This is a genomic window from Lacipirellula limnantheis (assembly GCF_007746075.1).
Classification (GTDB): domain Bacteria; phylum Planctomycetota; class Planctomycetia; order Pirellulales; family Lacipirellulaceae; genus Lacipirellula; species Lacipirellula limnantheis.
In genome coordinates this window covers 2,982,317-3,000,874 of the sequence record NZ_CP036339.1, presented here as the reverse complement: position 1 = coordinate 3,000,874, position 18,558 = coordinate 2,982,317, and the positions used below count along the sequence as shown (strand labels likewise).

16 protein-coding genes are annotated in these 18,558 nt (G+C 59.4%); 8 read left to right on the top strand and 8 right to left on the bottom strand.

The window, feature by feature from the left end; translation table 11 throughout:
- Nucleotides 1-379: 379 nt before the first annotated feature.
- Nucleotides 380-1,108 carry a peptidase gene (locus tag I41_RS11745; RefSeq protein ID WP_145432819.1) on the bottom strand — a complete coding sequence of 243 codons (729 nt, stop codon included), beginning with the start codon at nucleotides 1,106-1,108 and terminating at the stop codon, nucleotides 380-382.
- A 16-nt stretch (nucleotides 1,109-1,124) separates the two neighbouring features.
- Nucleotides 1,125-1,976, bottom strand: coding sequence for a transglutaminase-like domain-containing protein (locus I41_RS11740; RefSeq protein ID WP_145432817.1), 852 nt, complete (start codon nucleotides 1,974-1,976; stop codon nucleotides 1,125-1,127).
- 554 nt (nucleotides 1,977-2,530) lie between these two features.
- Here I41_RS11740 and I41_RS11735 point away from each other — a divergent pair.
- From I41_RS11735 to I41_RS28545, 3 genes are all read left to right on the top strand, one after another.
- Nucleotides 2,531-3,022: a macro domain-containing protein gene (locus tag I41_RS11735; protein ID WP_145432815.1), complete on the top strand. Its 492-nt coding sequence runs from the start codon at nucleotides 2,531-2,533 to the stop codon at nucleotides 3,020-3,022.
- A gap of 233 nt (nucleotides 3,023-3,255) precedes the next feature.
- A complete protein-coding gene (locus tag I41_RS11730; protein ID WP_145432813.1) occupies nucleotides 3,256-4,635 on the top strand; it encodes a PHP domain-containing protein in 1,380 nt (459 codons plus the stop codon).
- A 113-nt stretch (nucleotides 4,636-4,748) separates the two neighbouring features.
- Complete coding sequence (locus I41_RS28545; protein ID WP_145436333.1) at nucleotides 4,749-4,826, top strand: PEP-CTERM sorting domain-containing protein; 78 nt, start codon at nucleotides 4,749-4,751, stop codon at nucleotides 4,824-4,826.
- Nucleotides 4,827-4,938: 112 nt separating this feature from the next.
- On the opposite strand, the gene I41_RS11720 is transcribed toward I41_RS28545, so the two are convergent.
- Complete coding sequence (locus I41_RS11720; RefSeq protein WP_145432810.1) at nucleotides 4,939-5,751, bottom strand: ZIP family metal transporter; 813 nt, start codon at nucleotides 5,749-5,751, stop codon at nucleotides 4,939-4,941.
- A gap of 410 nt (nucleotides 5,752-6,161) precedes the next feature.
- On the opposite strand from I41_RS11720, the gene I41_RS11715 reads away from it, so the two are divergent.
- Nucleotides 6,162-6,365: an SHOCT domain-containing protein gene (locus tag I41_RS11715; protein ID WP_210421173.1), complete on the top strand. Its 204-nt coding sequence runs from the start codon at nucleotides 6,162-6,164 to the stop codon at nucleotides 6,363-6,365.
- 510 nt (nucleotides 6,366-6,875) lie between these two features.
- Nucleotides 6,876-8,687 carry an arylsulfatase gene (locus I41_RS11710; RefSeq protein WP_145432805.1) on the top strand — a complete coding sequence of 604 codons (1,812 nt, stop codon included), beginning with the start codon at nucleotides 6,876-6,878 and terminating at the stop codon, nucleotides 8,685-8,687.
- Between the two features lie 257 nt (nucleotides 8,688-8,944).
- Here I41_RS11710 and I41_RS11705 read toward each other — a convergent pair whose 3' ends face one another.
- A complete protein-coding gene (locus tag I41_RS11705; RefSeq protein WP_145432804.1) occupies nucleotides 8,945-9,190 on the bottom strand; it encodes a hypothetical protein in 246 nt (81 codons plus the stop codon).
- Nucleotides 9,191-9,400: 210 nt separating this feature from the next.
- Here I41_RS11705 and I41_RS11700 point away from each other — a divergent pair, with 210 nt between their 5' ends.
- Nucleotides 9,401-10,873: a hypothetical protein gene (locus I41_RS11700; RefSeq protein WP_145432802.1), complete on the top strand. Its 1,473-nt coding sequence runs from the start codon at nucleotides 9,401-9,403 to the stop codon at nucleotides 10,871-10,873.
- A gap of 667 nt (nucleotides 10,874-11,540) precedes the next feature.
- Here the strand turns inward: I41_RS11700 and I41_RS11695 are convergent.
- From I41_RS11695 to I41_RS11685, 3 genes are all read right to left on the bottom strand, one after another.
- A complete protein-coding gene (locus I41_RS11695; RefSeq protein ID WP_145432800.1) occupies nucleotides 11,541-12,434 on the bottom strand; it encodes an alpha/beta fold hydrolase in 894 nt (297 codons plus the stop codon).
- Nucleotides 12,435-12,871: 437 nt separating this feature from the next.
- The gene (locus I41_RS11690; RefSeq protein WP_145432798.1) at nucleotides 12,872-13,264 is read right to left on the bottom strand and encodes an RrF2 family transcriptional regulator; all 393 of its coding nucleotides are present in this window, start codon (nucleotides 13,262-13,264) and stop codon (nucleotides 12,872-12,874) included.
- Nucleotides 13,265-13,491: 227 nt separating this feature from the next.
- On the bottom strand, nucleotides 13,492-13,716 hold the full coding sequence (locus I41_RS11685) for a hypothetical protein (RefSeq protein WP_145432796.1): 225 nt from the start codon (nucleotides 13,714-13,716) through the stop codon (nucleotides 13,492-13,494).
- A 196-nt stretch (nucleotides 13,717-13,912) separates the two neighbouring features.
- Between I41_RS11685 and I41_RS11680 the strand changes: the two genes are divergently transcribed.
- Complete coding sequence (locus tag I41_RS11680) at nucleotides 13,913-14,233, top strand: hypothetical protein (RefSeq protein ID WP_145432794.1); 321 nt, start codon at nucleotides 13,913-13,915, stop codon at nucleotides 14,231-14,233.
- A 999-nt stretch (nucleotides 14,234-15,232) separates the two neighbouring features.
- The gene (locus tag I41_RS11675; protein ID WP_145432793.1) at nucleotides 15,233-16,765 is read left to right on the top strand and encodes a hypothetical protein; all 1,533 of its coding nucleotides are present in this window, start codon (nucleotides 15,233-15,235) and stop codon (nucleotides 16,763-16,765) included.
- A 369-nt stretch (nucleotides 16,766-17,134) separates the two neighbouring features.
- Here I41_RS11675 and I41_RS11670 read toward each other — a convergent pair whose 3' ends face one another.
- Nucleotides 17,135-17,392: a hypothetical protein gene (locus I41_RS11670; protein ID WP_145432791.1), complete on the bottom strand. Its 258-nt coding sequence runs from the start codon at nucleotides 17,390-17,392 to the stop codon at nucleotides 17,135-17,137.
- Nucleotides 17,393-18,558 lie beyond the last annotated feature (1,166 nt).

Here is an 18,558-nt window from a genome sequence, read left to right as displayed (position 1 = left end):
TCGCGGCGCCAAGAATCTTGACGTTTCGCGGGAGAGACGGTCGGGAATGTGACTCCGACGACACGCGAGATCAACTCCTGAGAGATTTCGTAGGTTGCGGCCGGGAGTCATCATGACGGCGGAGCGCCCTGCCACAATCCAACCGTTTTCAGGCAGCGTCAACAATGACCGTTGCGGCATACGTTCTCTAACACACAACATCAGTTCCGAAAAACGTCGACGCGGAGCTTTTGACGCAAATCTGGCGTGAGACCGTCTCCGGCTGCGTCATCCTCATCAACGTGATGACGATGCTGGAAGGTTTGCGAGCCGCCCGCCAGTCGTTCTTAAATGCCAATCCGCCAACCCCAAGCGTGCACGTACCCACTTGAGAGTGCTCTTACCATTGGAGGTCGGGCAATTCCTGAAACACTTTGCGTACGCCTTCGCTCCAATCAGCACTCAGTGCCGTGAAATAGGCGTCGCCTTCGTTGAAACGGCGCCGTTTACGGACCTCCAGGCTGTCCCGCTCGTAACAAACTAAATCGATCGGCATGCCAACCGACAGGTTGCTGCGCATCGTCGAATCGAATGAGACGAGAACGCATTTCGTGGCGTCTGCCAGCGTCGTCGCGGGCGCGAGCACTCGATCGATAATCGGCTTTCCGTACTTGGCTTCGCCCGTTTGGAGAAACGGCGTTTCATCTCCCGCTTCGATAAAGTTGCCCTCCGCGTAGATGCGAAACAGCCGTGGCGGCTCGCCCTTGAGTTGCCCGCCGACGATGAACGAGGCGTTGAACGAAACAGGACCGCTTTCCAGGAACGGCGCATCGCGACGCTCGATGTCGCGCATCGCATCCGAAACAAGCATCACAACATCGAACATGGTGCGCGCGGTCCAGATGTTGGGCGCACCACTGGTCACCTCACTGCGCTGTTTCAGCACGTTGATGACTGCTTGGGTCCCGGCCAAATTGCCGGAACTCAGCAAGACGAGCACGCGATCGCCGGCCCGCTCGAACACGGTCATTTTGCAGAACTTGGCGAAGTTATCGACTCCGGCATGTGTACGCGAATCCGAGGCGAGGACGATTCCGTCTTTTAGCAAGATGCCGACACAATATGTCATACGCTGACTTTCTTGCTTAACGGAAGTCGACTTTGACAGCCCCTAGTCCGTTCGCTGGTTCGACTGATTTGATCTCATTCGTCTCTACTGTGAAGCTCTCTAGCGTCGATGGTCCGAAGCTGGTCGTTAGCGCAACATCCGCCGCGTCTCTGCCTCGGGCAACGAGGATCCGCCCAATTCGCGGCGTATTGTTCCGAGGATCAAAGGTGTACCAGCCGTCGCCGAGATATGCCTCGAACCAAGCTGCAAAGTCCATCGGCGAGTAAGGCGGCGGCTCGCCGATATCGCTTAGATAGCCAGTGCAGTAGCGCGCCGGGATATTCATGCAACGGCAGAAAGTGATGGCAAGATGCGCAAAGTCGCGACACACACCCACGCGGCGCCGAAATGCTTGCCGAGCAGTCATCGTTGGGCTGGCATGACCGTAGCCGAACTGAATGTGCTGATGCACGAAATCGCAGATGGCCTGGACTCGCCTCCAGCCAGTCGGCGCCGCACCGAACAATCGCTGTGCGGTCTCTAACAGCAGGTCGGTTTCGCAATACCTGCTGCCGAGCAGAAAGAGCAAGGCGTCTTCGGGCAGCGTCTCGATGGACCGTTGCTCAAGCCAAGGCGCTGCCACGTCGGCTTTCCCGGCGTCGGACACGACAGCATTGCCGCTCAGCCGGATGTTTCCTGCCGGCGCCACGATGCGGCTGCACCGGTTACCGTAAAAGTCTCGATAGTCTGTGACTGGAACGGACGGCGTGAGCACTAGGTGGTCGGCCGTAAGGTCTGAGATGCGGCTCTCGTGAACACTTAACATGACGATCATCGGCGTCGGTTGCGGGCACCGAAAGACCAACTCGTAGCCGACGTGAATCTTCATGGGTAACGGCTCTCTCAACCTATATTGTCCTTCTACTCGTCCTAGCATACTGCGTGCCCATCGAGAAGTAAGATCGCGAAACCGATCAAGTTGGAAAACAGTGCCGCGCTTGCTTAGCGGTTTTGGCCGAGTGCTCGGAGGAGTCACGCTATTTGTGCGGATATGCACGAGCGATGCGCGTAATCGCACTCACGAATGGTAATGGGCGTCGCTTTCTCATAGCGGAAGCCCAGCGACGCGTCGCAAATGCGTGCAGCCCCTTGCCAACCCGCGGAAAGTCTCATAAGGAGGCGCTTTTGCATTCGTAGCTGTGCTGGGTGGGCGACCGCACTGGATGTCACCTTGAAACCGGCGCACCCCCATCGCTGGCAGTAACGATCGAAACAGTGCAAGTGGACTGCGTCGGTCTACACACCGCAACCTGCTAGGTGCATCCGCAAGGAGGGCGTGCTAAAATCCCAGGACGCTTTCGACAGGTTAGCGGCAGAGGCCGCTTCGGAAATGTTCGTCTGCTTACGAAGTACTCGGGACGTCTTTTGAGGGGAGGCACACTCATGATTTATGAAGTCGCGGGCGATCTTTTGTTGACCAAAGCCCAGGCGATCGCGCATGGCGTCGCCCCCAATGACCACTTCGACAACGGGTTAGCCCTTGCACTGCGGGAAAACTGGCCTTCGATGGCCAAGGACTTCCGCCACTATGCCCACCAGGCGAATCCCAAGCCGGGCGAGTTGTGGGCGTGGAGCGGCGTTGGAGGGATTCGGATCTTCAATTTGTTGACCCAGGAAGGCGAGCATGGCCATGGCGCCAAGCCGGGTCGAGCGACATTGGCGAACGTGAATCACTGCTTGAAACGGTTACGGCACGAACTCGAAAAAACCGAAATCAAGAGCCTGGCGATGCCGAAACTCGCCACCGGTATTGGGGGCTTAGAGTGGGGGGGCGTGCACCAACTCGTCGTCCAGTTTTTGGGCGACCTGCCCATCCCGATCTACGTCTACACGACCTATCACAAGGGTCAACAGGCGATCGAGCCAGGCGTTTGACGGCCGCTGTCGCAATAACCCAACCGTTTCCTCGGACTCCCACTAAAGGACGGTTTTTGAACCTACGGCGGGCCGGCAACTCAACTGGTTGATGGCAAACCTTCGACGAGCCGAGAACTCTTCTACGCGACCGAGTGACACGGAGGGGAGTACATTGCCCTTGGGATCGCTTCGGCAATCGAACGGCTCTTGCCGCTGATATCTAACGAGCTGCGCAAACCCACTGGCGTCAAATGAGCAAGAAGCTGGCAATTGGCGCTTTACTGCACGCCCCGATGGTGCGTCTGTCGTTGGTCGCCGGACGTTCATTGTCGTGGATCGCATTTTTCTTTGTTTGGATTGGGTGGACGGCGGCTGTCGACGCCGATGCGATCGAGCGAATTCGCCCCGAAAACCTGCGGGCCGTCCACGAAGCGATTGAATCGCTGAAATCGCAGCGCCGCTCCGTGAGTCTGTCCAGCGGCTATGACGACGTGCGGTCGCTCTTGCACGTGCACTCGGCGTTGTCGCATGATAGCCGCGGCACGATCGAGGAGATCCTTGCGGGGGCTAAAGATGCTGGCGTTCGCGTGATTATGTTCAGCGAACACCCCTCCAACAATTACAACTACTTCCTCGACGGCCACCGCGGTTTCGAACAGGGAGTGCTGCTGATCCCCGGCGCCGAAACCGGCGGATTTCTGGCCTATCCACGACGGAGCGTTCAGGATCAGAAGACGGACGCGCCCCAGGCCTTCGCCGACCTGGTGCGCTCCACCGGAGGCCTGGTCTTTGTCTCCCATCTTGAAGAGCGGATGGACTGGGAGATTACCAACGTCACTGGTGCTGAGATCTACAATACGCACGCCGACTTCAAGAACGAGGATCGCTTCCTGGCCGTGCTCCGCTCGCCGCTGTCGATGATCAGCCTGGCCAGCTCCGTAAAGCAATACCCGCAGGAGGTGTTTGGCGCGCTACTGGACTATCCGGCCGATTACCTGAAGCGCTACGATCAACTATGTATAAAGGCACGGCACACCGGCGTTTCAGCCAACGACGCCCATCACAATCAGGCCTACCAAGCCAAGATTCTGGAAGACGGCCAGGTCCAATTGGAAGACGCGCTAGGCGAAGTGATCGCCCGACTCGATCCCGAAAAAATTGCCCCCATCAAGTTGTTAACCGCCGGCAGGAAGCCTGGCGACCTGATTTTTGAGCTCGACCTCGATCCGTACGTCCGCAGCTTCCGCCACGTGAGCACCCACCTGCTGCTCACAGAGGTCAGCGAGGCGCAGGTATGGCAGGCGCTCGGCGCTGGCCGAGCGTATGTAGCGTTCGATTGGATCGCCGATCCGACCGGATTTGTCTATCGGGCCGACCGGGACGCCGACAGCTGGCCCGTCGGCAGCGAAGTGCCGTTCGCCGAGGGCTTGCACCTGCGTGCCGAGGCGCCGCTCGAGTGCCGCGTCAAGCTCGTGCGAGACGGCCAGGTAGTGCTCGACCAGATCGGCACGGGATTTGACTTTTTAGTGGATACGCCAGGCGTCTACCGCGTCGAGGTCTGGCTCAAGTTGGCCGGTGAAGATCGACCCTGGATCCTCACGAATCCGATCTACGTTCGGAGGAGGGAGTAGAGACGTCTCAGACGCTGGGATTCCTCCACGTTCGTTGACCCCCGTCATGTTCGCGGGGTGATGCCAATCCCGTCGCCAGCTTCAATCAGCGTGAGCCGCACTACCTCAATGCACTGAGCGTACCCGAGCCGTCGACCGGGGCGCTGCTGTCGCTCGCGGCGGTGGGAGGCACACTCGCGAGGCGGCGGTGAATCGCCTAGCGCGTCTCACAACTCTTGTAGCGCGTGAAACTGGTCAACAACCCACCCTTTTCTGATCGTTGACGGTGGGCGGGTCAGCGTCGGTTTGCTCGCGGGTTCGTGTTCATCCTAGCGCGACGTCGAGTACCATCATTGTGGTGAATCCGATCATCAGAGTGACGGTCGCCAGATCGACGTTGCCCGCCCGCTCGGCCTCGGGGATCAATTCTTCGACGACGACGTAGATCATCGCGCCGGCAGCGAAACTGAGTGCGTAGGGCAAGAGCGGTGCGGCGACGACCACCAGGGCCGCCCCGGCCATCGCGGCGATTGGCTCCACGAGCGCCGAGAGTTGCCCAAACCAAAAACTCTTGATACGCCCCATGCCTTCCGCACGTAAAGGCATCGCCACAGCGATCCCCTCAGGAAAGTTCTGAATGCCGATGCCGATTGAGAGGGCAACTGCCGCCGCGGTGCTTGCCGACGGCACCCCCTCGATCACGCCCCCGAAGGCAACGCCAACGGCTAGGCCTTCAGGGATGTTATGCAGCGTAATGGCGGTCACCAGCAGCATTGCTCGTCGCCAGGATGTCTTGGGCCCTTCCGCTTCCTCCACGGGAAACCCGAGGTGGAGATGCGGTAACGACTTGTCGAGCACCCAGAGCACCGCACCGCCCGCCAGAAAACCCAATGCTGGCGGGAGCCAGGCTGGCAGCGGTCCCTGTGCAGAGATTTCAATCGCCGGACCGAGCAGAGACCAGTAGCTCGCTGCGAGCATCACGCCGCCGGAGAAGCCAAGCATGCCATCGAGGAATCGTCGATTGACGCGTCGCGCAAAGAAGACGGACGCCGCCCCGACGGCCGTCACAAACCAAGTGAATAGGCCCGCGAGGAGCGCTTGGAAAACGGGGTGAAGGGAGGAAAACAAGTCGTACATCTTGATATGACGTTGCCCGCGCCGACCGTATAAGGCGTCTGCCGGTGACAAGGCCGGCAAGTGAATCCTGCAAGAACATCTTAGTCGATGCATTCGATGTACTTGCAGAACAGTCCATCGAGATAGTGGACGTCTTCGAGCACCAGGGCGCTGAGTACGAGCGGCCGCCAAAGCGGTATCACGCCGTCGTCTCAACAGGTCATCGGGCCTATTGAAAAACGCCAATATTCGCCCGCAGCGAGCTCGATGAAGCCCAGGATAGACGCCAATCGTCAGCCTGAAGATTCTTTGACGTTTCCAACAGGCCGCATTCGTTTTCACCGATACGGTGACAATCCGCCGTTTGAACACGGCCGACGGAGGGCGATTCGGGCCAATTCGGCACGGTCGACCTGTCTCGCCTGCCAGTGGTGTCGCGTGACGGCCAACCGGTTCAAGCATCTCACCCCCCTGCCTCGCCGCATGTCGGCTTTCCCGGTAAATCTTCTGGAAATGCACCGCTGGCAGGTGACGTGTTCGCCGCCCTCGAACGCCTGGGCGAGCTACGCCACAAGGGCATCGTGACCGACGACGAGTTCAACCAGAAGAAGGGCGACTTGTTGAGCCGTTTGTAGACTGCTTGAACAATAAAGCGTTGAAAATAGGGATGAGATCCTAGGGCTCGATCGGCTCGCCGCAATAACCTAGCATAGAGCGAACGCGATTAGCTCGAATCGGCAGCGACCTCTTCGCTCATGCGCATCAATCCTCATTCTGCGCTAAATCCAAGCCGGCTTCATTTGAACAAGAGATTTCTTTCTTCCAACTGCGTAATACGTGCGCGTGACCTGTACGCGGAAGCGGCCTTGCTGAGGTCGATCCACCACTGCAATTCCGGTCAGTCGTCAAGTTGCTGCGGTTGGACGAACCTGTGCGGCAGACCGGGGGCTTCAACTCGCATCGGTGGACAGCCCGTGGCCACCCAGGGTACCGGACTGGCATTCTGGCGTTCTACGAAGTCGTCGGAATGGCTAATTGATTTCTGAGCCGTCCCAACCGTCGACGGCAATTGGAACTATTGCCGGACACACTGTTAGAATAGGCAGCATCCGGAGCGCAAGCCTTAATCGCACGAAGTATTCAGCATGAGATACCACTGCCTCGCCGCCCTGCTCCTCGTCATCCATTATTCCAACGCGATGGCGCAACCCAATGTCGTCATCTTCCTCGCCGATGATGCAGGTTGGGGTGATTACAGTCAGAACGGCAACACTCAGGTCTGCACGTCGCACATCGATGCGATCGCGCGAGAGGGCGTGACACTCAGTCGGTTCTTCGTCTGTCCGGTCTGTGCTCCGACGCGGGCGGAGTTTCTCACCGCGCGCTATCATCCGCGCGGCGGCGTCCGAGGCGTCTCGAACGGGCTGGAGCGGCTAGACCTCGATGAGCGAACGATCGCTGAGGCGTTTCAGCGGGCAGGCTATGCGACCGGCGCGTTCGGCAAATGGCACAACGGCAGCCAGTGGCCGTATCATCCGATGGCGCGCGGGTTTGACGAATACTTCGGCTACACGTCAGGGCATTGGGGCCAGTACGTCGATCCACCGCTCGAAGAGAGCGGCCGCATGGTTCGCACTCACGGCTATATCGTCGATATCTGCACGGATCGAGCGCTCAACTTTATTGATCGGAATAAGTCAAAGCCATTCTTTTGCTACATACCGTTTACGACCCCGCACTCGCCATGGGCGGCGCCCGAACAAGACTGGCGGCGGTTCAAAGACAAGCCAATCACACAACGGGCGACGCTGGCCGATCAAGAGAACCTCGATGAAACCCGCTGCGCCCTGGCCATGCTCGAGAACCAGGACGCGAACGTCGGACGCGTGCTGGCGAAGCTCGACGAGTTGAAGCTGGCCGAAGACACGATCGTGCTTTACTTCTCCGACAACGGTCCAAACAGTTGGCGTTGGAACGGCGGCATGAAAGGGCGCAAAGGGAGTACCGACGAAGGGGGCGTGCGTTCGACGTGCTTTCTCCGCTGGCCCGCGAAGCTGCCGGCGGATCACACCGTCCATCAAATCGCGGGTGCGATCGATCTGCTGCCGACGCTGACCAGTTTGGCGGGAGTATCCCGCGTCAGCGACAAACCCCTCGACGGCCGCGACCTGAGCCCGCTCCTGCTCAAGCAACCGACGGACTGGCCCGACCGGATGATCTTCTCAACATGGGCGGGGAGCATCAGCGTGCGAAGTCAGCAATTCCGGCTGGACGACCAGGGGCAGCTCTTTGACATGCTCGCCGATCCAGAACAGAAGACGCCGATCAACGAGCGTGAACCTGGGATCGCTGCTCGACTTCAGGCGGCAGTGAACGCGTGGCGGCAGGAAATGTTCGCGGGCGCTTGTCAGACTGACGCGTTAGCAACCACTAACGGACATCAAGAAAGGACAGCCGCGAGCGGCAACGCGGTCGATCCGCGTCCGATTCCCGTTGGCTACCGCGAGTTTCCCATCACCATGCTACCGGCTCGCGACGGCGAGCCAGAGGGCGCTGTTCGTCGTAGCAGCAGCGCCCCGAATTGTTCTTACTTTGTGAACTGGACCTCCAAAGACGACCGCATGGTCTGGCTGCTCGACGTTCACGCGACCGGCCGCTATGAAGTCGCCATCGACTACACCTGTCCGGAGACAGATGCTGGTTCGCTCGTCGAACTGTCGTTTCGTGACAAACGAATCACAGGACGGGTCAGCCCCGGTTGGAATCCACCGCTGTTCACGAATCAGGATACTCTGCCGCGACCGCCTGCCGAATCCCAGATGAAGGAGTTCCGGCCGCTTAAGCTTGGCGTGATCATCCTTGAAAAAGGTCAAGCTCCACTCACGCTGCGTGCACTAGAAATCCCCGGCGAGTCAGTCATGGACGTGCGTCGCGTCACGCTGACTCTGCTCGACTGAATGAAGTCCATGTCGCGAGGAATTGTCGCGTCAACTCGCCAGAGGGCGCCTGAATTTGAGCATCCCGATTATCCACCGTTTAGACAAGGCCCGGCGAAGTGGCAGAATCTCATCCGCTTCCTGACGCCGCGGCGTTCGGTAGACACATCTCAGCACGCGGTCGGACACTGGTGGTCGCGTCGCTCGCAAAACTGCTCTGGCAAACCTAAATTTGCTGCCTCGCTTTTGATCGGGCTGCTCGAAGCGGACGAACTACTTCAGCTCACTAACACTAGCCGACTGGAAGAAGGTGAGGTAGGAGCCAAGGGCGTCAGCGACGACATTGTCGCAACCTGTCGCTTGAAGTTGACTTCGTCGACGCCGGTCATGATCGAGCATTGCGGCAGCCGACCGTTGCGAATCACCTGTCGGCTGCCCTCCTCGTGAGTCAGGCGCCCGTGGGAATTGATCCGCTCAGCGACCTCCGCGTCAATCGCCGTCGACAACATCCGTTGGGCGCCCACGCAAGGAATCTCCGTCAGATCGTCGCGGGAAGAACTGACTGGAAACTCGATCGCACTGCGGGTAGCAAGCGCCAGAGGTTTTCGCTCGGATTGAGTTCAACGCTGTAGGGGGGCAACTTCACGAGCGTGACGCTGTCAGGTTAAAATCATCATCCAATTGGGTAACCTCAGGTAACTGGCCGTACGCGCCCTGAAAGCAACGAGATATCTATGCGGGCGATTTGCGCAGCTGTTGCATTCCAAATAGTTTTGCTGAATGTGATGCTCGATCAGGCGATTTCTCAGGAGCAGCCAATTGCACTGCATCCGGAAAATGGACGCTACTTTTTCTGGCGAGAGCGTCCGACGATCCTGGTGACGTCGGGGGAACACTACGGGGCGGTGCTGAACCTCGACTTCGACTTCGAACGGTATTTGGCGGCGCTGGCCGCTGACGGCCTGAACCATACGCGGCTGTTTTCAGGCACCTATCGCGAAGTCCCTGGTTCGTTTGGCATCACCGACAACACGCTGGCGCCACTATCCGGGCGATTCGTCTGCCCTTGGGCCGCCAGTGATACGCCTGGTTACTCTCGTGGCGGAAATAAGTTTGACCTGAGCCGCTGGGACGAAGCGTATTTCGACCGACTACGAAGATTCATGACTGTAGCGAGACGCCACGGCGTTGTCGTTGAATACAACCTGTTCTGTCCACTCTATGACAAGCATGTTTGGGCCGCCTCGCCGATGAATTCCGTTAACAATGTCAACGGCATTGGAAACTGCCCTCGCGACGAAACCCTTTCACTCAAGCACCCGAAGATCGTCGATATTCAGTTGGCCTTCGTCCGCAAGCTGGTCCAAGAAATGAATGAATTCGACAACTTGTACTATGAGGTGTGCAACGAGCCATACGTGCGTACGCTTTCCGACGACTGGCAGAATCGGATTGTCGACGAGATTGTCGCGACGGAGCAGGATTTGCCCCATCGCCATCTCATTTCCTTGAACGTAGCGAATGGACGAAAGAAGGTCGAGAATCCTCATCCGGCCGTCTCTATCTTTAACTTCCACTATTGCGTGCCTCCGGACGCCGTTGCTTTGAACTACGGCCTGAGTAAGGTCATTGGCGAAAACGAAACTGGTTTTCGCGGCAAAGACGACTTCTTGTATCGCAACGAGGCCTGGAACTTCCTGCTGGCTGGCGGCGCACTGTTCAACAATCTCGACTACTCCTTCACCCCCAGCCATCCTGCCGGAGACTTTCTTGACTACGAGTCGCCCGGCGGCGGGAGTCCGGCGCTTCGAAAGCAGTTGGGAATCCTCAAGCGCTTCATCGAGAGCTTCGATTTTGTGCGGATGAAGCCCGATTCGTCCTTAGTCAGCGACGTTTCCGACGGACTCGCGGCGCGAGTTCTGGCGGAACAGTCGCGGGCCTACGCGATTTATCTGCATGTCCCGTTGCCTCATAAGCTAGAGCGAATCGAAGATTACTTTCGAGAGGAGAGCGAAGGAACAATCACTCTAGACATCCCCTCTGGTCGCTACTGCACTGAATGGGTAGACGTAATCACCGGGAAAGTTGCGTCGACCCAAGAGTTGGTTCACCCAGGTGGATCTGTAAAAATGCAATCGCCCAAGTTTACGCACGACATCGCGCTGCGGATTCTTGCCAGCGATGGCCCCAACGCAAGTTCACCATAAGGAGGTTCGCGATCACATCACGAGATTCTTTATTGTGCTCTTCAGCTTCATTACTGTTCATGTCAACGGCTCCTCCGCAACCATTGCGAATAACGCTGCCCTGCAACCTCGGGCGAAGATTCCTTGGAACTGGACCAATTACGGAGAACCCGCATTACTGCGGGGCGGCAGTAACGACTACGACCTTTTCCATTGACCGGAGAAGGACTTGATCGCTCAACTCAACCGACTGGCTGCGGCAGGTCGAAGCGCCAGTGTTCTCCGCCGACTCCGACGGCGCAGACTTCCTTGCTTGGAAGCGCCAATTGGGCGCCGCCGCGCCGGCCGTCTCCGCCAACACCTCCTCCTCGAGCCGGCGATATCGATGCTCGTGATTGTAGCGGCTGTCGCTATTCGCCCGATCCGCGGTCGAATGCGCCAAGAACTCGTTAGCGCGTGAGACAGGTCAACAACCGACCGACGAAGAAACGACGGGCCGGTCACGGGCCGGCCGGCTTCGACGAACTCGACGTTCGGCTTCGCCGGGCGTGCCTAAACTCGTCGATGCAACCGCCGGTGACACCGACCAGGGAACCTGGAGGAAGTCAATAGTAGCCGTCCTCGAGTAGTGCGGCCCGCTGCCCCCAGTTGAACTAAACTAACCAATATATGTTACGTGTCACGCCGATTATTTTGCGAGCCAAGTTGTCATTTGTTTTGTCACAAAATCAGCCGCGTCTTGCTGAACGAAGTGATCTGCATCAGGTACGGTGACGATGGTGAGGTCTTTGTCGACCCAATTCCAAGTATCGTTTAGCCCCGACGCAAGCAAAGCTGTGTCTTTGAGCCCGTGAATCATTAGCACCGAGCACTTGACCCTCGGCAGGTCGTCCTTCGGTGCATGGTACGGCTCACGGGGATAGTTGGCCTTATAGTAATTCAGCATCGCCTCGAATGACGAGCGGCGAAAGGCAGCGATGTATTCTTCTCTGGCGGTCGCATCCTTTACCCAAAATGCGAGCCCTTCGGCGGTAAGTCGCGATGCGGCGTCGGGCTGCTGGAAATCACGAGCGTATTGGCTGTTTTTCCGCTGCTCGGGATTGGACGCCAATTCGCGGCGGAGGCCGTTCGGATGAGGGAGATTGAGAATGATCAAGCGATCGGTCATCTCCGGATGAGCCATCGCGAACGACCACGCTACCATTCCGCCCCAATCATGCCCCACGATTACCGCCCGATCGCGTCCAAAGTGCTGGATCACGGCACGAACGTCTCCCACCAGCTTTTCAATCGTATAGTTCTCAACGCCCTCGGGCTGATCGCTCAAGTTATAACCGCGTTGGTCAATTGCCACGACCTGGAAGTTTTCGGAGAGTTCGGGCATTTGCTTTCGCCACGTGTACCAATAGTCAGGAAAGCCATGGATCATGACGACAAGCGGACCTTCGCCAGCCGTCACGTAATGAATCTTGACCTCGCCCGACTGGGCAAACCCATGCACGCCTAGTTGTGAGTCATCGGCCGCAGCCGGCGCTGCTCCCAACATTGCTGCAACAACTATAAAAACTGAGAGGGTCTTCATTATATTGATCGCTTCCTGGCCCTTTGGCGTCCCTGACTGCTCGACAAATCACCACGTTCTTCGCTGTCGACAACATCCTCAGCAGGAACATCCGGCGCGCAGCAACAACGTTTCTTCCGATTCGAATTCCGCGCCGTCCAATCTATATTGCACTTTAAGACCCAAGGCATACCCGATCTCCGCTGGTACGTCGATCCTGCCAGGTAATTGATGTCTCCGGCGAGGCCGGACCGCGTAACGCGTGTCGAGAAGTCGTTAGCGCGTGAAACTCGCAACAACTCACCCTTTTTTGGAAAGCGGCACGGGGCGGACGTAGACTCTTGCGCGCCAAGTTCGAACCGTCGAATGGTCCGAAGCTCTCACGTAACGTGTTGCCCTGAAGTGCCACAGATGAAAAAAAGCCTTTCTTACGTAGACGGAGTTGTCACACACCCATCTTAGGCAAGGAGCTTATCGAGCGTGAACGCCCCGAGCCGCTTCCGCGCGTCTTCGCCGATGCCGGCGAAAGCGGCTTTGATCGCACGTTGCCCGCTGGCGGACAGACCGTCTAGCGTCTCGACATTGAACCGCGGTAGTTCGTCAACCGCTTCGACAATGTCCAATAGCGATATCCGCTTTAGCGGCCTGGCCAACCGATAGCCGCCTTCAACGCCGCGAACGCTGTTAACGATGCCAGCTATTACGAGCTTACGGAGAATCTGCAAGACGTACTTTTCGGGCACGTCGATTCGCTGGCACATTTGGTGACAGGAAAGGGGCTTGTCGCCCTTTTCGTTCGGCAACTGCAGAGCCGCCGCAACGGCGTAAAGTACACCCCGATTTAAACGCATGACGATAAGCCCGTGGCCGAAAAGTAGGGTGGAACACTACACTTTAGCGGCGCGGGGGCGCATGTCCAATCCGGCGGCCGACCTATCGACCCCCTCATGCTATTGGGCGGCTCAGCGAGTTGAATCGTGACGCGGTCGCACCTGACGGCCAGCCAATTTATGACAACTTGGCCAATTGCCCGCGGTTGCGACTTGCGACCCGCGATGCGGTCGACCCATTGGAGTTATCACGTTGCGGATGTCTGCCGCTGCCCGCCCCGCCGTTTTCGCGCCGGCTTGACGGCCCGTCGCGATTCGGCGGCGAGCAATTCGCCTTCAATCTGACGCACCGAGGCGGCGTAGCCTTGAAGCCGAATCGCGTCACCGTGATTGCCGGCGCCGATCAACAGATTGGACAACGCGCGAAGATCGGCGACGACGCGGGCAGCCAATGGCGATAAGTCTTTATCCAAGTTTGGCATCCAATGCAAATCGCGAACGCACCACGGATTTAAGAAGAGGGCCGATAGCCTACCGCACGACTACAGATTGGCAATAGCACTTTAGCCACCGCCAATTAGCCGCTTGGCTTCGACCGCGGTTAGCCAATCGTCGCGGACGACCTGAGTGGCCAAGATTCGGCGACCTGGCGATTAGCGGACACGCCGAATGGCCGACACAGGAACGACCGCCGCTGCGGCACGTAGGCCGATCGATTGCGGCTCGGGCGCCGCTGCGTTTGCCGCGATGGAGGCCGACCCGCCAAATCCGGATACCCACGTTGCCACATCGTTTGCATTAACGTCGCCATCGGCATTTGCGTCGCCATCTTCCGGAAACGCTGAAAACGTCGTGCCTGAGTTTCGCTGCCAGGTTTGGGAAGTCGGCCCCGTCAACGTCGCCGTCGCGGTCAAAGTCAGCAGCCGCTTCGCCTTCGCGGGCGATGTTCGGCGATACCATTCCCGAATCGAAGACCAGATCAGAGCCTAGCTCTTCGGGGGTAGTGCCGTCCGGGAACTGTATGCGTTCAAGCGTGAATGTACGGCCGTTAGTCGATCTAGCACGCCCGCCGTCGACCTTCATAAGAATACCCAGCTGCGCCTCCCACTTGATCGACTGAAACTGATCGATTGTCACGGTCGCCTTGATCAATGGCGAGAAACTCTTGGAGTCAGTAAGGCCGAAAGACCATCGGCTCAAGTAAGAGTTTAGGCTTCCCGATCGGCGATACGGCCGTTGGAACATAGGGCGAAACGGCTCGCCGGCGACCCGTGGGCGACGCCTGCGCGGTCCCCGTACTCCGCTGGCTCGGCGAGCGGTTGGCGATGGTCGCCGAAAATCATTTGACGCTAGCGGCATGAAGTCGTTGCGCAACGAAGATCAATGCGCTACGATCCGCGGCGTCAAGGTTTTCGCAGTGTTCTCAATCGTTCATTCCGCGAGACGTGGCTCCGTTCTGATTGCCGAGCGCGAGAATAGCGACTCTTGGTTACGCGCCAGTACTCTTTAGCGTCCCAAAGTCGCCAGAGGCTTCATTTTCCGCGATCGCCCTAAAGTTTAAACAATGGGGAGCAGCGAACAATTGACTGATGCGGCGTCTACAGTCGAGGACGCCGCTGCCAATGGAATCTGAACCATCGAGTCCACCCATGCCCCCGATTCACCATCCGCGCAGCACTCGTCTAGATGGCCATCGTGCCGATGTTCGCGTGGCAAGGCGGGCATCTTTTGACAGCGGCAGTCGCAGCTGGGAGTCGATCACGCCATGGTCTTCGATCCGCGATCTCCCGGCGGTCCTCAACCAGCTTGATTGATTTGGATCAGGCGGGTGAGCGGGTTGCAAGCGCTGGCAAAGTCGCCGCAGCCGGCACGACTGGCTCGCGAACTGGTGGAAATCCGTGCGATTGTTCGATTCGAATCGACCGCCGCAATAGCGTCAATCGATACCACTCTCGCGACCTTCACATCGTGCACACGGAGCCGCGATAGGTGAATAGCTCAACGATCTCGTTATTGTTCACCGCGTGCGCGTTCACGTCGCTGCTGGCAACGGGATCGCCGCGCGCCCAAGGCGTCGACGAGCTTGGTGAAGGCGATGTTCGCTCCGTCGCGTCCTCCGCGTCGCATGCCGACCAGGAAGACCCGCCCTTCTTGCTGGCAGACGAGTTGTTGGCCACCGACCCTTGGCTCGATCCGGCCGTGACGCCGGCACAGGACTTGGCGGGCGTAGGCGCCGGGGGGCGCCGCGCCGCGCCGCGAAGGGGGGGGAGCTCGTTCGCTCTTGGTCCGCGATCGTCGATCTCCACGACGCGGTCCGGCGGCGCTAGTGCGCTAGGGCTTGCCAGCATCCCTTTTATGATCGGCGACACGAACGCAGGGACCTGTCTGGCATTTAACGGCATCATCGAATGGGAGGTGTCGAATCCGTCGCTGTCTTGCAGTCGACTCAACATCTCGGAGAACAATACTGCGATCCCCGTCGACCGCGCCTACTTTAGTTATCGCCACTACGAGAACGCGGCCCAACTGCGGTTGTTCCAGTTCGCCGATTCGTTCGATGTCGATCAGTTCACCGCCGGCTACGAACGAACCTTTTGGGAGGGGATGGCTTCGGTCGAGCTGCGCGCACCGCTCGAGGCCCGGCTGCGGTCCGATTTCGTCTCGGCGATCGTCGTCGATCCGCCGGGTCCCGAAGGGACCGCCGACCTCGTCGTGCCGCTCGGGTCCGGAGGCGAAACCCAACTTGAAGCGGGCAATCTGTCAATCATCCTGAAGGCAAAACTGGTCGAGCGGGACCGGTTCCTCCTCTCCGGCGGCCTGGGCGCGACGCTGCCGACCGCATCCGACGTCGACGTGGGGTTGGCACTGGTCGGGTTTCCCGAAATCGCCTTCGCGAATGCGCCAAACATTCTCGCCCAGTCGGCCGGCTTCTCGCAGTACGAGTTCGAGAACGAGACCGTCTACCTGAGTCCGTTCCTGGCGTGGGTCTATGCGGGCCCGTCTCGCAAATGGTTCCATCAAGGCTTCTTGCAAATCGAGGCGGCAGCCAACCCGGCTTCCTTCACCGCGGCCGGCGGCTACGACAACATCTTCACCGATCTGGCGCGAAACCCGGTCGGCGTCGCTTCCTACAACATCGCCCCCGGTTTTGAGGGCAAGCTCCAACCGCAGACGCTCATGCGGCTCAACCTTGGCGTGGGCCGCGAACTCTTCGCCCAGCCGCGCGCCGACTGGCTGCAACGGCTCGCGGGGCTGGCGGAATTGCACTACACGACGACCCTTGAGGACGCAACCCTGGTCGACGTCCCGCTCGTCGAAACGCTCAACGTCGGCCAGACATTGCCACTGGACCTAGATATCGGCAATTTAGCTAACCGCGTCGACGTCCTCAACGCCGCCCTCGGACTGTCGGCCGAGGTCAGGTCCTGGGTCGTCACCAACGGCTTCGTCGCCCCGATCCGCGATAGCCCCGATCGTGGTTTCGACTTCGAATACAATATCCAGCTTCAGCGACTGTTTTAGCGGTCGTTGGACGAAGCCCGCTGCGCAGTACGCCAGTGAGTTAGCGTTCGTCGACCTCGGCGAACAGCGTTAGAGTCTCGCGAAAATCGATGGCGTACTGCGAGTCATCGGGGCAACGTCAGAAGAGTTCGGCGAACGCCTCGCGGGCCGCTTCGAGCCGCGCTCCCGCCTCGGAGCGCCGATCCGCATCTCGCCGAATCTAACCGGCCAGTCGCGGGGCAAGCCCCAGATCGCGGCAATGGCGGTCGGACGCTCCGAGAAGCCTTGTCACTCCTTTCAGTCGCTCGATCGCGTCGTTGACCTGATGAAGAGCCGCCGCCGAATCGCTGGACGACGCCAACAGCGACGACAGATCTAGCTTCGCTCCACTCAGATAGGCGGCGTACTAGGCAAGGCGCCGGCCGCTTGGCCAGAGAACCTCCGCCAGATGCCGCGGTCGCCGTGGGCAAGGACTTCGGCAACGTTACCGAACACCGCCGAGACTGGAATGGTCGCCTTGGCCGTCGGCATCGCGGACACGAAGCCGAAAGGGCGGCCCAGCAGTAAGTTGCCACCATCGTGCGCAAACCCCTGAAAGGCTCCGCCGGCGCTCGGCAGCGCCACTGAGTAAGAAAACGCTGGCGACATCAACCAACTCTGCCGACGGTCGCCATAATCCACCGGAAGCAGCGACCTGGCGCCAACGAGGTCCGTGAGCGTGAGATTGCTCCAGACCGACTTGCCGGGGCTGGTCGACGGCGTGTAGTTTTCCCACGCCCGAAGCCTGGTTCACTGGCCGGTCGCGCGGCCATCGCTAGCGCTCCCATCGCCCGCGACCATCCCCGCGTCTTCGCGCCGCGAGCATGCGTGAGCGCTCCGGTCGATGAACGTGTCGGCCAAAAAAAAGGGCCGCGAGGGACCGACGCCGCACCGATTGCCGCGCCAGGAGAGAAGCGCGTAACCGAACGTCGGGCGCCTCGCGGCCGTTCTACTCCGTCAAGGTCGCACTGCATCGTGCGGCCTATCCCGCGACTCAATCGCATAAGAGCGCGGGCGGTTCCACCGTCAAGTTATTGTGCACGTCGTGGCGCGCCACGGCTACCCCATGCTTAACAAGTCGCGAAAACCTGATAACAGCGTAACATTGCTATCCTTTGACGCGATTGCGGTGCGTCTGTGGCACGGCGCCGGCATTCCACGACACCGACGACTGGCGGCGCCTCACGCGTAATCGCCGAGGCGCCTTAGTTGTCCCGCCCCAATCGGCGTGCGCTCCGTACGCCAACGTTTGCGGTGCATTTGCCTCCGCTTGGTGACCGCCCGGACCATCGCAGTCACCCTAACCGGCAGCCGACCGGCAAGTTGAAGTCAGCTGCGTTGACGACCAAGCCGACAAAACTATCGTGGATGGTGAGCATTGCATTGTCCCGCGGTGTCTCACGTTGGGATCGCCGGCGGTGCAGCGTCTACTCGCATTGGCGTTGCACCGTCGGCTCTCACGTAATCGCCGCTTGACCGGCGGGCGCACGCCTCACTTGGTCAGCGGTCGTTGGTTGACGCAGGCGTCCGTGACCCGCGAAAAAATTCCAGCAGCAATGCTGACGACCGCCGCCGAAGACGGCCCGCCGAAGGGGCCTCGGCGCCCTCTGTGAACGCCATGGGCCGGTGCGCACTCTAGCCCCGGCGGGTCATTCCCGGGGCTGGCCCCGTCTGGCTTCACAGCGCCGCCATCAGCGTCGTCGAGAGTCGGCCTCCATGATTTCGCTGGGACAGGAGGAAGCGGGGGCCCGCCGCTCCCGGCCGCGGTCGAGGCT